The organism is Sediminibacterium goheungense (assembly GCF_004361915.1).
GTDB lineage: Bacteria > Bacteroidota > Bacteroidia > Chitinophagales > Chitinophagaceae > Sediminibacterium > Sediminibacterium goheungense.
Genome location: NZ_SNWP01000010.1, coordinates 291,543 through 305,558, shown reverse-complemented (window position 1 = coordinate 305,558; position 14,016 = coordinate 291,543). Strand labels below are relative to the sequence as shown.

The window sequence follows — 14,016 nt, the reverse complement described above, 5'->3', positions numbered from 1 at the left end:
AAAAATCAGTAAACCTGTATGACATTATTAGCAATAGACTGGGGTAGTGTGGCAGTAAAAGCCGGACAATTTATTTTATCATTTTCAATCCTGGTTATCTTACATGAACTCGGACATTTTTTGCCAGCAAGATGGTTTAAGTGTAGGGTAGATAAGTTTTATCTTTTCTTTAATCCATGGTTTAGTCTCTGGAAAAAGAAGAAAGGAGAAACCGAATACGGACTTGGCTGGGTACCTTTTGGTGGTTATGTAAAAATAGCCGGTATGATAGATGAGAGTATGGACAAAGAGCAGATGAAACTGCCTCCGCAACCATGGGAGTTCCGCGCAAAACCAGCCTGGCAAAGACTCATTATTATGATTGGTGGGGTAGTGGTAAATGTATTGCTGGCCATCGTAATTTTTATTGGTATTACCTGGGTATGGGGTGATGAATATTTACCCGTAAAAAATCTGAAATATGGTATACACGCCGATTCACTTGCCAAATCGATTGGTATTCAGGATGGGGATAAAATTGTAGGCGTTAATGGTAAGCCACTTGAAAACTTTGCCACACTCGAATCTGAAATGGTATTAAATGATGCGCAGACATTACAGGTAGAACGTAATGGAACCGTAAAGGGTATTGTAGTGCCTGAAGGTTTTACCAAAAAGCTCGTTAAGAACAGAAAAACCGGAGGTATGGCACTGCCACGTTATCCGGCGATAGTAGATAGCGTTTCCATCAAAGATGCTGTCTTTACATCCGGAAAATTGGTAAAAGGCGATACGCTCATTGCATTGAATGGAACTCCTTTTACTTATTATCATGAATACCAGCAATTGGTAAAAAACTTTACAGATTCAATCGTTACACTGACCGTGTTGCGTGGGAAAGATACAGCACATATAAAATTATTGGTGAATGAAAAAGGTAAAGTGGGCTTTTTTGCGGTATCGCCATTAATTCAATTTGGTACAGTAGAGAAGAAATATACCCTGGCACAGGCAGTACCGGAAGGCTTCAGCCGTTGTTGGGAAACACTCGATCGCTATGTTACAGGATTGAAACAATTGTTTACGGGTAAGCAGGATGTAAATGATTCTCTCGGTAGTGTAATCAGTATTGGTAATACATTCCCCGGAGAGTGGGACTGGCAGCGTTTCTGGACACTCACAGGTATTTTCTCCATTGTATTGGCATTTATGAATATTCTGCCCATACCGGCCCTTGATGGTGGCCACGCACTCTTTACTTTAATCGAAATGATCACCGGTCGTAAGCCGGGCGATAAATTTATGGAGTATGCACAAATGGCAGGCATGATACTTTTATTGGGATTGATGGCCTATGCATTAGGACTGGATTTCTGGAGATTATTCAAATAAAAAATAAGTAAAAAAGAATACCCGATGATACACTTCACCGGGTATTCTTTTTTACTTATACCTCTGTGTAAACCCCTGCAATACCGGTGAATATTCTTAACAAATCACCTGCTCAATTCCCTTCTTTTGCGCCACACCATATTTTCAAGCAACAACGTATGATTATACCCCGGAGCGTAATAATAAAAAGTACCCAGCTTAAGACGGGTCATTCTTTTTTTCCAGTTATCGGGTAACATGGAAGCCATACTTGCAATAAAAAAGTAGAACTGATCATCTTCAATTAAATCAATCAGATTATTTGTTTTTTCCTCGATAATATCAGGTGGTATCACATTCCATCGGAGTAAAGAAGTGCTCAGAATTACTTTGTCCATAAAACCGGCAGCAGACGCTAATTCTTTTTTTGCTTCCTCAATTAACTGAGGCTTCAGTTTTTCGAGTGAGGCAATGGGTTTTAGCGCCATCAGTCTTGAAATATGGTACAATATATTGGGTAAAGTGGCATAATGGGGTGACACATAGTTGGCATACCTGCTGTGTTTTCCTGTTTTAATGATATCCTCAATCAGGTACAGGCTGGCAGAATCGGCAGCTGTCCATGGGAGGTTATGATATTGAACGAAATACAACACATTCGACAGTACACTGATATCAAAATCGACCGGCATTTTTTCTCCGAACCATGTAGAATAAGCACCCAGTTTTTGGTATTCGGGAAAAGTATTGGTCACTCTTTTGTTTTCATGATTGGTGTATCCCTGCATAAACTCATGCATCGCTCTGGCAATGGAGTCACTGCAGCTTTGTGCCATTAGTATAATAACTGTATCATCCAGATCATCGGGCAGGGCCCTGCTTTTATTAAACAGGTTGAGCCAGCCTGCATGCGGAAATATCTGAGGGCTATCTGTGGGCCAGAAATTATAGGTGTCTCTGTTTTTTTTTCTGTTTTGAAATTTCGGATAGGTAGAAAAAGTCCGGGTAATAATATTCTCTGCCAGTTGTTGTTGCGATGGAGAGAGTTCTTTTTTTATATCATTCAGGGTAAAAGCAACCAACCCTGTAAAAAAAGGGTTGATATCGGCTTTCCATCTATGTTGGTTCAGCGCATATTTCCGGTAAGAGGGAATGCTGCCTTTCGGAAATATACCATTCTTTTTCACCTGTAATGCATCAATACGAGCCAATAACCTGGAAACAACAATACTGTCATTAGCTCTTAGCGTAGATGTAAAGGTGAGAAACAGAATGATGATTGTATATCGCATCTCCTGTAAAAATACATGGTTTTATGCTTTCTGTTTGAGTAGAATAGGGGAGGTTTTTTTACTTGTGCTTTCTATTCATTTAAAGAATGCTCGCATTTCTGGTTTCAAGGTATCTTGTCATCTCTTCGGCAAAATATTGGACTAAAGGGCTATTGCTTTTTGTTTTTTCACATTCAATGATCGTATTGATATACCTGAACTTATCTCCTTGCTCAATGATTTTAGGAAATACAGGCGGGCAATCATGTTTCATCATGACTGCTCCGAGTAATATCCTGCATACCCTGCCATTGCCATCTGCAAATGGGTGATAGGTATTCAGGAATAGATTGTGAAACTCGGCCAATCTTACAATAAGATGTTTTTCTTCGATTTTATTATCAATATCTTCCAACTTGTGACAAAATTGATCTACAAAGGTTGGCATAATTACTTTCAGGTTATAATGCGGAACATATTCTTTGTTTTCCTCAAAAGGTTCACGCCAACCCACCACGGATTCATTTCTATATTCACCTACCAAATCTGGATTGAATGGGCGTTCCCATGCGAATGGGAAGTTCATAAGAGCTTTATGAATGCCTTTAATGGTATCCTCGGTTAACTGAAAACTATGTAAATGCTCCAATAAAGATTTTAAAACTTCCTGATGACTCGACACATTCATTAATGACACCAAATTGGCGGCATGTGTGATTTCATTATTCAGAAACCTTATTGTATCCCCATACTTTAATTTATCGTCTTCAACCCGTGAAGAGAAAAAAGTAAAATCATTTACTAGTGATAGCCTAAGAGCATTATCCCATTTACTTGCTGGAAATCTTTCCTTAAACTGTTGTAGTGCAATATTGAATGCTTCTAAATAATGAGGAAGCATTTTAGTTAAGCATTATACCTGTTAACTATGTAGATTACCCATTGCCTGATATCATTTGGATAGGCAAACAATGCATCCTGTTTCTTTACAAGTGTTTTGCCAAAAAAATACTTGTCGAATTCGTCTTTAAACGTTTCCGGTATACTTCCAACATTCACCATATCACTGGTGGATGATAAAGCCTTTAACGCATCAATATCTGATCTTCGGATGAACATTATAACAAAATTATATTTTTTACCTGAATGAATAACTAAAATACCATAAACCTCCGTGATATTATGATTATGAGGGGGAAGTACATGGCATTTATTGTATATGAATTAAAAAGGAACCTGTCATTCAGGTTCCTTTTTGTGGAGTCGAGGGGAGTCGAACCCCTGTCCAAACATCGCTACCATTAGCTTTCTACATGCTTATTTCATGATTATTTGTCGGTGTACTGCCGGACATGAACAAACCAACAATACACTTAGCTGGATGGTCTTAGGTAACAGTCACAGCCTTCTGTTACAGCAACCTGTGTTTATTTTGAGTCGGCGGCGGCACCTGGTAACAGATCAACCTGTGCGGCGGCCCAAATGACTATCTAATCACTGATTAGGCAGCCATGGCATACTGTGTATTGCCATTTGAAGTTTGAATATTCAGATTAAAGTGCTAATTATCCAACGCACTGCATGCTTACACCAACCGTACCATATGCTGTCAAAACCAGTACGACCCCAGTGAGCCTGTAAAGATACGAAATTTCAGGGGAGATTTCTACCGATTTCGATACCAGATTGATTAAACCCAACCCGGAAAAACCCATCAAACCCACTGAAAGTCAAGCAAAAACAGTAAATCGATATTTGGTACCTTTTTACCGATCTGGTAAATTGATCCGGCAGAATGCTTTTACTTTTAATCGCGAAATCTTTCAATAAAGAGGCAAATAAGATACATCGATAAACAACCCCTTATTACATGCAAACAATCGGCAGACTTTCCTTTTTACTATTGCTGCTCACTTTTTTCAGCAGCGCAACACCCAAACCCGGTAAAAAAGTAAAAATATTCGTTTCAGACTATGAGAATGTACTCGGTACATCTATGGAAATTAAAATTGTAACTGATAACGAGCAGGTAGCCGGGAAAGCAGAAAGTGTAGCTTTGGCAGAAATTGACAGACTTAATAAAATCCTCAGTGGGTATGATGCCTCCAGTGAATTCAGTCAATGGGTCAAAACAGCGAATATTCCTGTGCATGTTTCAGCAGAGCTATTTGAAGTGCTGTCATTATTTGAACAATGGCGCACCAAAACCAATGGCGCACTCGATGCTTCAGCAGAAGCCATTGGTAAACTATGGCGCAATGCGGCAAAAGAAAAGAGAACACCATCTGCTACAGAAATCAAAGAAGTAAAGAATACCATTCAGCAACAGCATTATGAACTGAATGTAACAGAAAGAACCGCTATACATAAGACGCATACGGCCCTGATGTTGAATTCGTTCGCAAAAACCTATATCCTCAACAAAGCGGCAGAAGCAGCCATGGAAGTATCAGGTGTAGCAGGGGTAGTAGTAAATATAGGTGGCGATATCCTCATAAAAGGTGATCATACAGAACAGGTTTGGATTGCTGATCCGAAAGCAGATGCAGAAAATGATTTACCGCTAGCTCAAATAAAGGTAGCAAACAAAACAGTGGCAACCAGCGGCAATTATCGCAGAGGTGTGATGATTGATGGTAAATGGTATTCACATATAGTAGACCCCAGAACCGGTTATCCTTCCGGTAACATCATCAGTGCCACTGTAGTCGCCGATAATGCTACAGATGCCGGGGCACTGGCTACCGCATTGAATGTGGTAAACGCAAATGAGGCAGCAGCTTTGGTGGCCTCTGTTCCCGGTGCCGAATACATGCTGATTACATCTGATGGTAAAAGAATGGAAAGTGATGGATGGAAAAATGAAACCGCTCCGCTGTTGCCGCCAGTTCCTGTTCGCAATAACGCAGTAAATGCAAAGGCAAAAGATTGGGATACTAAATATGAATTGGCTATAAACCTGGAACTGGCAACCATAGAAGGTACAAGGATACGTCGCCCCTTTGTAGCCGTATGGGTAACAGATGAAGATAAAAAACCTGTTCGTTTACTCGCGCTCTGGTTCAACAAACCCAAATGGCTCAACGATATGCGTTCATGGTATGCCACTTATTACGGACAATTCTCAGCAGGACAAAACAGTATCAGCTCAACCAGCAGTGCCACACGCAGTCCCGGCAAATACACATTGAAATGGGATGGTAAAGATGATAGTGGCAATCTCGTAAAGCAAGGCACTTATACCGTATTTATTGAAGCAGCACGCGAACATGGAACCTACCAACTGATGCGTCAGGAAATAAAAATCGGTAAAGCACAACATATTGATATTGCTGGTAATCCTGAAGTAAGTTCAGCCTCACTCGACTATCAAAAGAAAGCGAATGGAAATTAAGCAGGCTGCCAAACAAACAACCGGAAAGAAACAAACAGAGTGGAAGAAATTAACGGCACGCTATTCACGCTGGCTGCATATCTACCTATCAATGTTCAGCTTTTTGATTGTACTTTTTTTCTCTGTAACAGGCATCACCCTTAATCATCTTGAATGGTTTGATGAATCAATCGAAAAGGAAAATAAGATCAATGGGAATATCCCCGCTGATTGGGTAAATGCAGCAGATACGGTTAAAATCAAGAAGCTGGAAGTCGTTGAATTCATTCGCAAGCAATATGCCATCAAAGGCTATGTAAGCGATTTTATGATACAGGAAGACCGATGTCTGGTATCATTCAGGGGGCCGGGGTATAGTGCCGATGCTTTCATTAACCGGCAGGATGGTACCATGCAGCTTACCGAACTCAAACTCGGTGCCATCGCTATCATGAACGATTTACATAAAGGCAGAGATAGTGGAAATGCATGGAAATGGGTGATTGATGCCTCAGCAGTATTTTTAATTATTGTCTCGCTCAGCGGACTCGTTATGTTGTTTTTCCTGAAAAAGAAAAGGGTGAATGGGGTACTGATTGCCTTGTTAGGCGGGATCCTCTGTTATCTGATCTATAAAATCTGGATAGCCTGAAAAGAGGGGTAATGATGTAAGATTTCAAGCAAGTCTGTATTTTTTTAAAGAATCAATACAATTATATTACCCCTATTGAATTTTTAAAAGGCCATTTTTAATATCATTGGCTAATTTAATTGTACGAATTTTTCTGCCTGTAGCATTTAAGTGGTCTGCATATTCAAAAAAAAGCGGGGAGCGAAAGAAATAAGCTTCAGGCGAATTTAAGATCGGTAATCCGCTCTCTAGAAAATGTCTGTTAATTGATGAAATGAATTTTCTATTCATTTTAGCCACATCTAAAGGATATGGGGGGTAGCTGATATAAAAAGATGCATTTTTTTGCTCGATTTCAGCTTTATATTTTTTAATTAATAAAAAAACATCTTGGTTGATACTACCATCGAGTTGATATTTTTTTAAGTTTTTCGGAGTTCTGTTAGGGAGTAGTAGGTGACCTGTAAAATCACCATATTTATTAAAAAAAACTCTTTGTTGATCTGCAGGATCATCTCTTTGGATATAATTAAGAACCTTCATAAAACTGGCATTTACCAGATATGGTAGAATCTGTTTAATATTATTATATGACAAGTTGAAAATAAAATAAGGATCGGTGGTTTCTATAACTTTTGCTGGAGTGGCACCATTCCCAAAACAATTTTTATCCAGATACTGAAAGTATTCTGCTACTAATATTACAATGTCATCTTTTTGAAGATGAGGAATCACAGTTTCAAGTTGATATGCGAATCCAAGACTCCCTTGTAATCCCATATTAATGATATTATACTTTAGAGAATCTGCAAGTAATTCACTATCTAATCCAAACGCTAAATTTGATCCCCCAATAAAAATTATTGAGGGTTTTGAATGTTTTTTAAGTCTTTCTAGTTTATCAAATTGAGAGCTGATATACGATTGATTATCTTTACTTGGTGGAAAAAAAACCAGAGTGGTTAAGATAATGAGAAGGGATACAGTTATAACTGATAAGTCTTTTAAAAATTTCAACATCGAGTTTAAAATTGAAAGTAGATAAATGAGTTTTCAGAAAAATTACCCAATGAGAGAATAGCTAAGGTTATTAATATGTATATAATATATCTGATTTTTTTGTTTTTTATTATTAGTAATAATTCTGAAGGGGATGCTAGCTTTTTCTTATAACTGATGAATTCTATAATGAAATAACATGCAATAAGAAATAAAATTTTATACGACATTGATCCGTTTTCAAAATATGGTTTTTGAAAAGTAGAAGATGAGAATATTTTCGAATAAATACTTTTTACCTGATCAATATTTTCAGATCTAAATATTATCCACCCGAGTATAACTATTAAAAATGTAAATGCATAAGAGATCAAAAGTGGAATTTTCGTTAGTTGTTCTTTCAAGTATTTTATCTTAAATGTAAACTTGGTAATAATGACAATGCTGCCATGGAAAAGCCCCCAAAGTAAAAATGTATAGTTGGCTCCGTGCCAAAGACCACTTAAGACAAATACTACCATTATATTCCTTATATATAACAAGGTGCTGTTAACTCTATCTCCACCTAACGGAATGTATAGGTAATCTCTAAAAAAACTTGAAAGAGAGATATGCCATTTTTGCCAAAAAACAATTAGATTTTTAGAGAAATAAGGGTAGTCGAAATTTCTAATTAACTCATATCCGAAAAGTTTCGAGGTTCCTATTGCAATGTCACTGTAGCCAGAAAAATCAAAATAAATTTGTATTGCAAAAAAAAATCCGCCTAATAACATGGTGGCACCATTATATTGATCGCTGAAGCCGAATATTTCATTAGCAAAAACAGCAGCATTATCGGCTAGGACAATTTTTTTTACAAACCCAATAAGTATAAGTCTAAGGCCATTTGATGCTAAGGCATAATCGAAGTATATCACTTTTTCAGTTATTTGACTAAGCAAATTTCTAGCTCTTTCTATTGGCCCGGCAACCAACAAAGGAAAAAAGCTTACAAATAATGCATAATTGACGATTTTTTTTTCAGCAGTTATTTTATTGTTGTAGATATCTACCACATATGATATGCCATGAAATGTATAAAATGATATGCCTACTGGTAAAATAATATTTGCAAATGGAAGAAAAGAAGAGTTGATGTCTATTGAGAAAAAATTTCGAAAAGAATCAATAAAAAAGTTAAAATATTTGAATATAAAAAGAATACTTAAGCAGGATGTAATGCTGAATATCAGGTATCTTTTTTTGATGTGTGTGAATGTCGATAGTTGTATTTTCTTGCCACAATAATAGTCGATGAATATTGTGAGATTTAATAAAGCTAAAAATCTATAATCCCAAAATGCATAAAAAATATTGCTTGAAATAAGTAATAATAATTTTTGTGCATTTGGCTTTTTATAAAGAAACCAGTATAGTGAAAAAACGACGATTAAAAAAACAATAAAATTTATTGAATTAAAAAGCATTATAATTAGATTTTACCCAGTTAGCTAGTTAAACTCAAAATGAAGTGTTATGCGTAAATGGAAATATAATCCTAATATACATAATGTATATTAGGATTATATTTCACTTATTAATTTTATAGAAAGAAAAAATGAATAATCGATAACCTCAGATATTAGTTCTATTTAGTCAGTGTAATCATCTTGATTTAATGTTTCGTCTTTGGGTGGAACACTCGGTGCTACATAAATAGTTTGATGATAAAACTTATTAGATGGCTTTACCTGGTTCATTTTTTCATTAAAAATATTCAGGTAATTATTGTCTTTATTGTTTTTCCCAAACACTTCTTTCAGGTGAGAGAACAGATCAGTAGAGCTTGTTTCAAAAGCCGTGGTTTCAAGACTGATGAGCTTGATATTGGCATCCACATACTGGTTCATTTCTGTATTGATGATGGTACAATGAATAATGCCCTTCAGTACAGAATCCTTGCAGAGATTGACTCTTAAACCATATACGGAACCTTCAAACTCACCCTCCACTTTAATGTCGTTACAGATGATCACACCTGTCATAACCCCGGTAGGCGTTATATGAACTGTTTTCTTACTGTATAATACACCATTGAAGTTTCCGTCGAGAATAATATCGTTCTCTGAATCCAGTATACCTGAGACATTGGTAGACTTCGTAATCACTAATTGTTTGTCTTCCGGAAAAGACTGGTTCCCGAATCCGGCATTGGGGTCATGCAGTAATTGTTCCCTGAACTTGTTCATGTTTTGGTTTTTTTGAAGCAGGAGGAAAGATGTAAAACTACATCCTCCCGGCTGTTGAAAGATCAAGATACAAATTATTATTTATTTGTAAACATTTAAAGGCGGGTCAATAATGGGGATAAAACCACATATTTTAGTTATCTTAAATCCCCGAATATTCATAAAACCACACCAATCCTATGTTTTTTCTCAAAAAAAACAAATCAGAGCCTATGTTGCCTGCAGTGCAGGTAGTATCGGGAGGCTTTTATTTTGGCATCATCCGCACCATTTCACCCATCCGTATTGAAGGTGATTTCAAAGGCATTATTTTTTGTAATAATAAAGTTATTGTTGATCAGAAAGCTACCGTTAGCGGCGATATTCTTTGCCATGAAATTGTGGTAGGTGGTTTGATAGAAGGTAATGTAATCTGTAAAAACAAGTGTCTTTTGCATGAAGATGCGATTGTAAATGGTGTGGTGAGGACGGCACTTTTTGAAAATGAAACCAATAGTTCCGTTTCCGGACCTGTTTATGTAAACAAGGAAAACAGCAATATTAATATTGATGAGTACTATGAACTCTTCAATAAAAAGGAGAACCTCGAAAAAATTAAGAATGAATATTTCTCATTGCCACAAAAATTAATTCTGATCACCTGATCTTTGTGTATGCATACCATCGTAGCACAATTGATTCAGCAATTTGATTTATTGCCACATCCGGAAGGCGGCTATTATAAAGAAACCTATCGTTCCTCTGAACACATATCCCGGGAATCATTGCCTCGCCGATTTAAAGATGCCAGGTATTATTCATCCGCTATTTATTTCTTACTGGAGCTGGGGAATTTCTCGGCTTTTCATCGTATACAAAGTGATGAGTGCTGGCATTTTTATGCCGGTGATACACTTTTGGTACACATGATTTCACCTGAAGGCATTGCCACTACCATTCAACTTGGAAACAAGCCTAACACGGTATACCAGTATGTAGTACCGGCAGGGTATTGGTTTGCATCAGAACTAGCGCCCGGAGGCAGTTTTTCATTTGTGGGTTGTACAGTAGCACCCGCATTCGATTTTGCTGATTTTGAACTGGCCGAGGCTGAATTGCTATCCGGAGAATATCCCCAACACGCAACACTGATCCGTCGTTTGTGCCGGTAAAGTTTTTAAGTCTGATGTTGATAGATTCTGATTACCCAGTATGCCAGCACGCAAAGCAATAGAATGGTAACAATTGTAATGAGTGTCCATTGCTGACTGTTAAGGGTTCTTCTGCGTTTTCTTTTGCGTTCCTGAGTGGTTTGTTTGCGTAACTGCAGGTTTAGCTGGGCCGCATATTGTTGCAGTTTTTGTCTGTCCTGAAAAACCTGTAAGCCTTCGACAGCATCATTGATAAAGTCTGAATCTGCCATCTGTTTCTCAATGGCAAAACGCTCTTCATCAGAGGCATTACCTTCAAGATAACGAAGCAGGTCTTCATTTTTCAGACTTTCATCATCATGTAATATGTCTTTCAAATCGGTCATCAGGCTTGTTTCATTTTCTTTTCAACCAACATTTTCAGGTTTCTTTTTCCGTTCTGTATATGGCTTTTTACTTGTAAAAGCGAATAGCCGGTATGGTCTGCAATTTCCTGGTAGCTTCTTTTTTGCAGGTAGAATAAAGTTACACATGTTTTTTGCTCCTGATTCAATTCTTCCAGAGCCATTTCCAGATAGGTAAGGGTTGCTTCCTTTTCTATGATCGATTGTTTGTCTGATTCCTGCGCAGTAAGGTCTCTCTGCTCGTCGGCTGAAACAATGATATGTTTATCGCGGAGCTTCATCAAGCAGTGGTTTTTGGCCACCATATAAAGCCAGCTTTTAATATAATCAACCTTATATTTTCCAAGTTCGGTGATGGCTTTCAAAAATATCTGCTGTACGGCATCTTTTGCTTCTTCTTCACTTTTTAGGTACTTCATGCAAACACCCAGCAGCAGAAAAGTATAACGCTCGAGTAAAATACCCAGCCATTCATTATTACTGTCAGCATAAAAATGCTCGAGTAATTCTTTATCGCTGATATGTGAATATTTCTCAGAAAGCACGCTTTAAAATAGCCATTTCTTATTAGATGCCCAACCTCTAAAATTCCATATCTTGAACACAAAATCTATTTATGTCATTTGTAATGCCGGTGGTACCTGTTTGCCCCATGCGTAAAGAGGCGGCGCATCGTTCAGAAATGGTGAGTCAGTTATTATTTGGTGAACTGGCAAGGGTAGAAGAACAATCAGGCGATTTTATTCGTATACATAGCAGCTATGATGAGTATGAAGGGTGGTGCCAGCGCTCACAGCTGGTGATGCTGGACGAAGCACCCGTTTTTCAAAATAGCAGACTGACTGAGGAATGGTCGGCAGCTGTCATGGTGAATGGAGAAACCATGATGGTCGGCGCAGGAACACCACTTGATTTTTTTACAGGAAATATGCTGTCTCTTCCCGGTTTTGATATTACTTATACCGGATCTTATTGGGACACTGGAAAAGCCCTTTTTGAAGAAGAACAAGTTACCCACCAGGCAAAGAAATACCTGAATACGGCTTATTTATGGGGAGGGCGTTCTGTTTTCGGAATAGACTGTAGTGGTTTTGCGCAACAGGTATTCCGTCATTTTGGGATCCGTTTGCCACGAGATTCATACCAGCAGGCGGCACTTGGCGAAACGATTGGTTTTTTACAGGAAGCCCGTTGTGGCGATCTTGCTTTTTTTGATAACCCTGAAGGCAGGATTACACATGTAGGTATTATGTTATCTCCTGCAACCATTATCCATGCAGCTGGACAGGTACGGATTGATCCGATAGACAATATGGGTATCGTTCATGCGCAGACAGGCAAGAGAACGCACCAGCTAAGAATTATAAAAAGATATGCCTAATAAAAAAGCAACCCTGATAGGTTGCTTTTTCTATAAACAGCATTAGAATTTTTACATAATATCCATGCCCTTGGCAAAATAAGTAACAGTACCCGGTAAAGCCAGCCAGAAAAACTCACGGTAAACAAACAATAAAACGATCAGTGCTGCAAACCAGAAAAAGAAAAGAGCCCAATATTTGGCAGTGGATTTTTTCGCTTCCATTTTTTAGAATTTTGGCAAAGATAGGGTATGAATTGAATCGGCATCAGCCTTTTTCATGGTTTTTTTCAGCTGCCTGAATGGTGGTATGGCGGGCCTGTTCTTTTTTTTCGGTAGAACGGTCAAAAAACAACATTTTTACCGAAATAAGGAACAAAATAACCGCGAATACTTTTTTCATTTTTTCATCGCTCAAAGAAAGTGATAGCTTACTGCCCAGAAAACCACCAGCTACAAAAGCTGCAGCTACAATCAAAACATAGTTTACATTGATATATCCCTGTTTGTAGTATTGCATCACTGCAAGAATGCCAATAGGAAGCAGCATAATGCCCAATGATGTTCCCTGGGCCTGTTTTTGGGTAAAGCCAAGCAGTAATACCAGTGCAGGAACAATAATGATGCCCCCACCGATACCTACAAGTCCGCTTAGAAAACCTGCGGCAAGGCCAATTAGTATCAGTAAAATGATAGTAGTACTATTCATGGTATTTATTTGTTACCGAAAGTTTCTTTGTAAAAATCAATAGCTTCCTGAACAATCGTTAGTGCTTTGGCTTTATCACCAAAATCTTCAACAACCACTGATTTATTTTCCAGTTTTTTGTACTCCTCAAAGAAATGCCTGAGTTCATCAAAGAAATGTTTGGGTAATTCCTCTATATTGTTATAGTGGTTCACACCCGGATCTGTAGCAGCTACTGCAATAATTTTATCATCCGGATCGCCCCCATCAATCATCTGCATAACACCAATCACCTTGGCATCCATCAGCGTAAGGGGCTGAACGGATAGAGAAGTGATCACGAGAATATCTAACGGATCTTTATCACCCCCATATGTCTGTGGTATAAAACCATAGTTAATAGGATAGTAAAAAGAAGAAAAAATAACCCTGTCAAGCTTTAATAACCCGGTAGGTTTATCGATTTCATATTTACAACGGGAACCTTGTGGAATTTCTATTACGGCATTTACAACACGGGGTGCCTGTTCACCATAGTGAACACCATGCCAGGGGTGAAGAACGTTTGATTGCATAATT

At 37.9% G+C, this 14,016-nt stretch carries 17 protein-coding genes and 1 other RNA gene; 6 read left to right on the top strand and 12 right to left on the bottom strand.

Annotation, left to right across the window (positions count from 1 at the left end; genetic code table 11):
- Positions 1-18: 18 nt before the first annotated feature.
- Positions 19-1,371 carry an RIP metalloprotease RseP gene (gene rseP / locus BC659_RS01375; RefSeq protein WP_133472789.1) on the top strand — a complete coding sequence of 451 codons (1,353 nt, stop codon included), beginning with the start codon at positions 19-21 and terminating at the stop codon, positions 1,369-1,371.
- A 104-nt stretch (positions 1,372-1,475) separates the two neighbouring features.
- Here the strand turns inward: rseP and BC659_RS01370 are convergent, their stop codons facing one another.
- The 4 genes from BC659_RS01370 to ssrA form a co-directional block, all read right to left on the bottom strand.
- Positions 1,476-2,642, bottom strand: a complete 1,167-nt coding sequence (locus BC659_RS01370) for a hypothetical protein (protein WP_133472788.1) — start codon at positions 2,640-2,642, stop codon at positions 1,476-1,478.
- A gap of 79 nt (positions 2,643-2,721) precedes the next feature.
- On the bottom strand, positions 2,722-3,522 hold the full coding sequence (locus BC659_RS01365; RefSeq protein WP_133472787.1) for a Fic family protein: 801 nt from the start codon (positions 3,520-3,522) through the stop codon (positions 2,722-2,724).
- A gap of 5 nt (positions 3,523-3,527) precedes the next feature.
- Positions 3,528-3,740 carry a hypothetical protein gene (locus BC659_RS01360; protein WP_133472786.1) on the bottom strand — a complete coding sequence of 71 codons (213 nt, stop codon included), beginning with the start codon at positions 3,738-3,740 and terminating at the stop codon, positions 3,528-3,530.
- A gap of 136 nt (positions 3,741-3,876) precedes the next feature.
- Positions 3,877-4,249, bottom strand: a transfer-messenger RNA (tmRNA) gene (gene ssrA, locus BC659_RS01355).
- Positions 4,250-4,491: 242 nt separating this feature from the next.
- On the opposite strand from ssrA, the gene BC659_RS01350 reads away from it, so the two are divergent.
- Together BC659_RS01350 and BC659_RS01345 are read left to right on the top strand one after the other, a co-directional pair.
- Positions 4,492-6,015, top strand: coding sequence for a DUF2271 domain-containing protein (locus BC659_RS01350; RefSeq protein WP_133472785.1), 1,524 nt, complete (start codon positions 4,492-4,494; stop codon positions 6,013-6,015).
- Complete coding sequence (locus BC659_RS01345; RefSeq protein ID WP_133472784.1) at positions 6,005-6,646, top strand: PepSY-associated TM helix domain-containing protein; 642 nt, start codon at positions 6,005-6,007, stop codon at positions 6,644-6,646. Before BC659_RS01350 ends, BC659_RS01345 begins: the two co-directional genes overlap by 11 nt.
- A gap of 72 nt (positions 6,647-6,718) precedes the next feature.
- On the opposite strand, the gene BC659_RS01340 is transcribed toward BC659_RS01345, so the two are convergent.
- The 3 genes from BC659_RS01340 to BC659_RS01330 form a co-directional block, all read right to left on the bottom strand.
- Entirely contained in the window at positions 6,719-7,645 is a 927-nt protein-coding gene (locus tag BC659_RS01340) for a hypothetical protein (protein ID WP_133472783.1), read from the bottom strand.
- 5 nt (positions 7,646-7,650) lie between these two features.
- Complete coding sequence (locus tag BC659_RS01335; protein WP_133472782.1) at positions 7,651-9,093, bottom strand: MBOAT family O-acyltransferase; 1,443 nt, start codon at positions 9,091-9,093, stop codon at positions 7,651-7,653.
- 165 nt (positions 9,094-9,258) lie between these two features.
- The gene (locus BC659_RS01330; protein WP_133472781.1) at positions 9,259-9,855 is read right to left on the bottom strand and encodes a bactofilin family protein; all 597 of its coding nucleotides are present in this window, start codon (positions 9,853-9,855) and stop codon (positions 9,259-9,261) included.
- Between the two features lie 212 nt (positions 9,856-10,067).
- Between BC659_RS01330 and BC659_RS01325 the strand changes: the two genes are divergently transcribed.
- Both BC659_RS01325 and BC659_RS01320 read left to right on the top strand, forming a co-directional pair.
- Positions 10,068-10,499, top strand: coding sequence for a polymer-forming cytoskeletal protein (locus BC659_RS01325; protein WP_162847316.1), 432 nt, complete (start codon positions 10,068-10,070; stop codon positions 10,497-10,499).
- A 9-nt stretch (positions 10,500-10,508) separates the two neighbouring features.
- Positions 10,509-11,006 carry a cupin domain-containing protein gene (locus BC659_RS01320; protein ID WP_133472779.1) on the top strand — a complete coding sequence of 166 codons (498 nt, stop codon included), beginning with the start codon at positions 10,509-10,511 and terminating at the stop codon, positions 11,004-11,006.
- Between the two features lie 5 nt (positions 11,007-11,011).
- Here the strand turns inward: BC659_RS01320 and BC659_RS01315 are convergent, their stop codons facing one another.
- Complete coding sequence (locus tag BC659_RS01315) at positions 11,012-11,371, bottom strand: hypothetical protein (protein WP_133472778.1); 360 nt, start codon at positions 11,369-11,371, stop codon at positions 11,012-11,014.
- Positions 11,371-11,934 carry an RNA polymerase sigma factor gene (locus BC659_RS01310; RefSeq protein ID WP_133472777.1) on the bottom strand — a complete coding sequence of 188 codons (564 nt, stop codon included), beginning with the start codon at positions 11,932-11,934 and terminating at the stop codon, positions 11,371-11,373. Before BC659_RS01310 ends, BC659_RS01315 begins: the two co-directional genes overlap by 1 nt.
- Positions 11,935-12,005: 71 nt before the next feature.
- On the opposite strand from BC659_RS01310, the gene BC659_RS01305 reads away from it, so the two are divergent.
- Positions 12,006-12,770, top strand: a complete 765-nt coding sequence (locus BC659_RS01305; protein WP_133472776.1) for a C40 family peptidase — start codon at positions 12,006-12,008, stop codon at positions 12,768-12,770.
- 51 nt (positions 12,771-12,821) lie between these two features.
- Here the strand turns inward: BC659_RS01305 and BC659_RS16775 are convergent, their stop codons facing one another.
- Genes BC659_RS16775 through BC659_RS01295 form a run of 3 tightly spaced genes read right to left on the bottom strand, consistent with a single transcriptional unit; the run spans position 12,822 to position 14,012 of the window.
- Positions 12,822-12,974 (bottom strand): hypothetical protein, encoded by a 153-nt coding sequence (locus tag BC659_RS16775; protein WP_162847315.1) that lies wholly within the window; start codon positions 12,972-12,974, stop codon positions 12,822-12,824.
- A 43-nt stretch (positions 12,975-13,017) separates the two neighbouring features.
- Positions 13,018-13,458 carry a sulfite exporter TauE/SafE family protein gene (locus BC659_RS01300; RefSeq protein WP_133472775.1) on the bottom strand — a complete coding sequence of 147 codons (441 nt, stop codon included), beginning with the start codon at positions 13,456-13,458 and terminating at the stop codon, positions 13,018-13,020.
- Between the two features lie 5 nt (positions 13,459-13,463).
- Positions 13,464-14,012: an inorganic diphosphatase gene (locus tag BC659_RS01295; protein WP_133472774.1), complete on the bottom strand. Its 549-nt coding sequence runs from the start codon at positions 14,010-14,012 to the stop codon at positions 13,464-13,466.
- Positions 14,013-14,016 lie beyond the last annotated feature (4 nt).

Excerpts from the sequence above, each read along its gene's own strand:
- BC659_RS01335 (WP_133472782.1), bottom strand. The coding sequence starts at position 9,093 with ATGCTTTTTAATTCAATAAATTTTATTGTTTTTTTAATCGTCGTTTTT.
- BC659_RS01330 (WP_133472781.1), bottom strand. The coding sequence starts at position 9,855 with ATGAACAAGTTCAGGGAACAATTACTGCATGACCCCAATGCCGGATTC.
- BC659_RS01325 (WP_162847316.1), top strand. The coding sequence starts at position 10,068 with ATGTTGCCTGCAGTGCAGGTAGTATCGGGAGGCTTTTATTTTGGCATC.
- BC659_RS01370 (WP_133472788.1), bottom strand. The coding sequence starts at position 2,642 with ATGCGATATACAATCATCATTCTGTTTCTCACCTTTACATCTACGCTA.
- BC659_RS01340 (WP_133472783.1), bottom strand. The coding sequence starts at position 7,645 with ATGTTGAAATTTTTAAAAGACTTATCAGTTATAACTGTATCCCTTCTC.
- BC659_RS01360 (WP_133472786.1), bottom strand. The coding sequence starts at position 3,740 with ATGTTCATCCGAAGATCAGATATTGATGCGTTAAAGGCTTTATCATCC.
- BC659_RS01350 (WP_133472785.1), top strand. The coding sequence starts at position 4,492 with ATGCAAACAATCGGCAGACTTTCCTTTTTACTATTGCTGCTCACTTTT.
- BC659_RS01320 (WP_133472779.1), top strand. The coding sequence starts at position 10,509 with ATGCATACCATCGTAGCACAATTGATTCAGCAATTTGATTTATTGCCA.
- rseP (WP_133472789.1), top strand. The coding sequence starts at position 19 with ATGACATTATTAGCAATAGACTGGGGTAGTGTGGCAGTAAAAGCCGGA.
- BC659_RS16775 (WP_162847315.1), bottom strand. The coding sequence starts at position 12,974 with ATGGAAGCGAAAAAATCCACTGCCAAATATTGGGCTCTTTTCTTTTTC.
- BC659_RS01305 (WP_133472776.1), top strand. The coding sequence starts at position 12,006 with ATGTCATTTGTAATGCCGGTGGTACCTGTTTGCCCCATGCGTAAAGAG.
- BC659_RS01345 (WP_133472784.1), top strand. The coding sequence starts at position 6,005 with ATGGAAATTAAGCAGGCTGCCAAACAAACAACCGGAAAGAAACAAACA.
- BC659_RS01315 (WP_133472778.1), bottom strand. The coding sequence starts at position 11,371 with ATGACCGATTTGAAAGACATATTACATGATGATGAAAGTCTGAAAAAT.
- BC659_RS01300 (WP_133472775.1), bottom strand. The coding sequence starts at position 13,458 with ATGAATAGTACTACTATCATTTTACTGATACTAATTGGCCTTGCCGCA.
- BC659_RS01365 (WP_133472787.1), bottom strand. The coding sequence starts at position 3,522 with ATGCTTCCTCATTATTTAGAAGCATTCAATATTGCACTACAACAGTTT.
- BC659_RS01295 (WP_133472774.1), bottom strand. The coding sequence starts at position 14,012 with ATGCAATCAAACGTTCTTCACCCCTGGCATGGTGTTCACTATGGTGAA.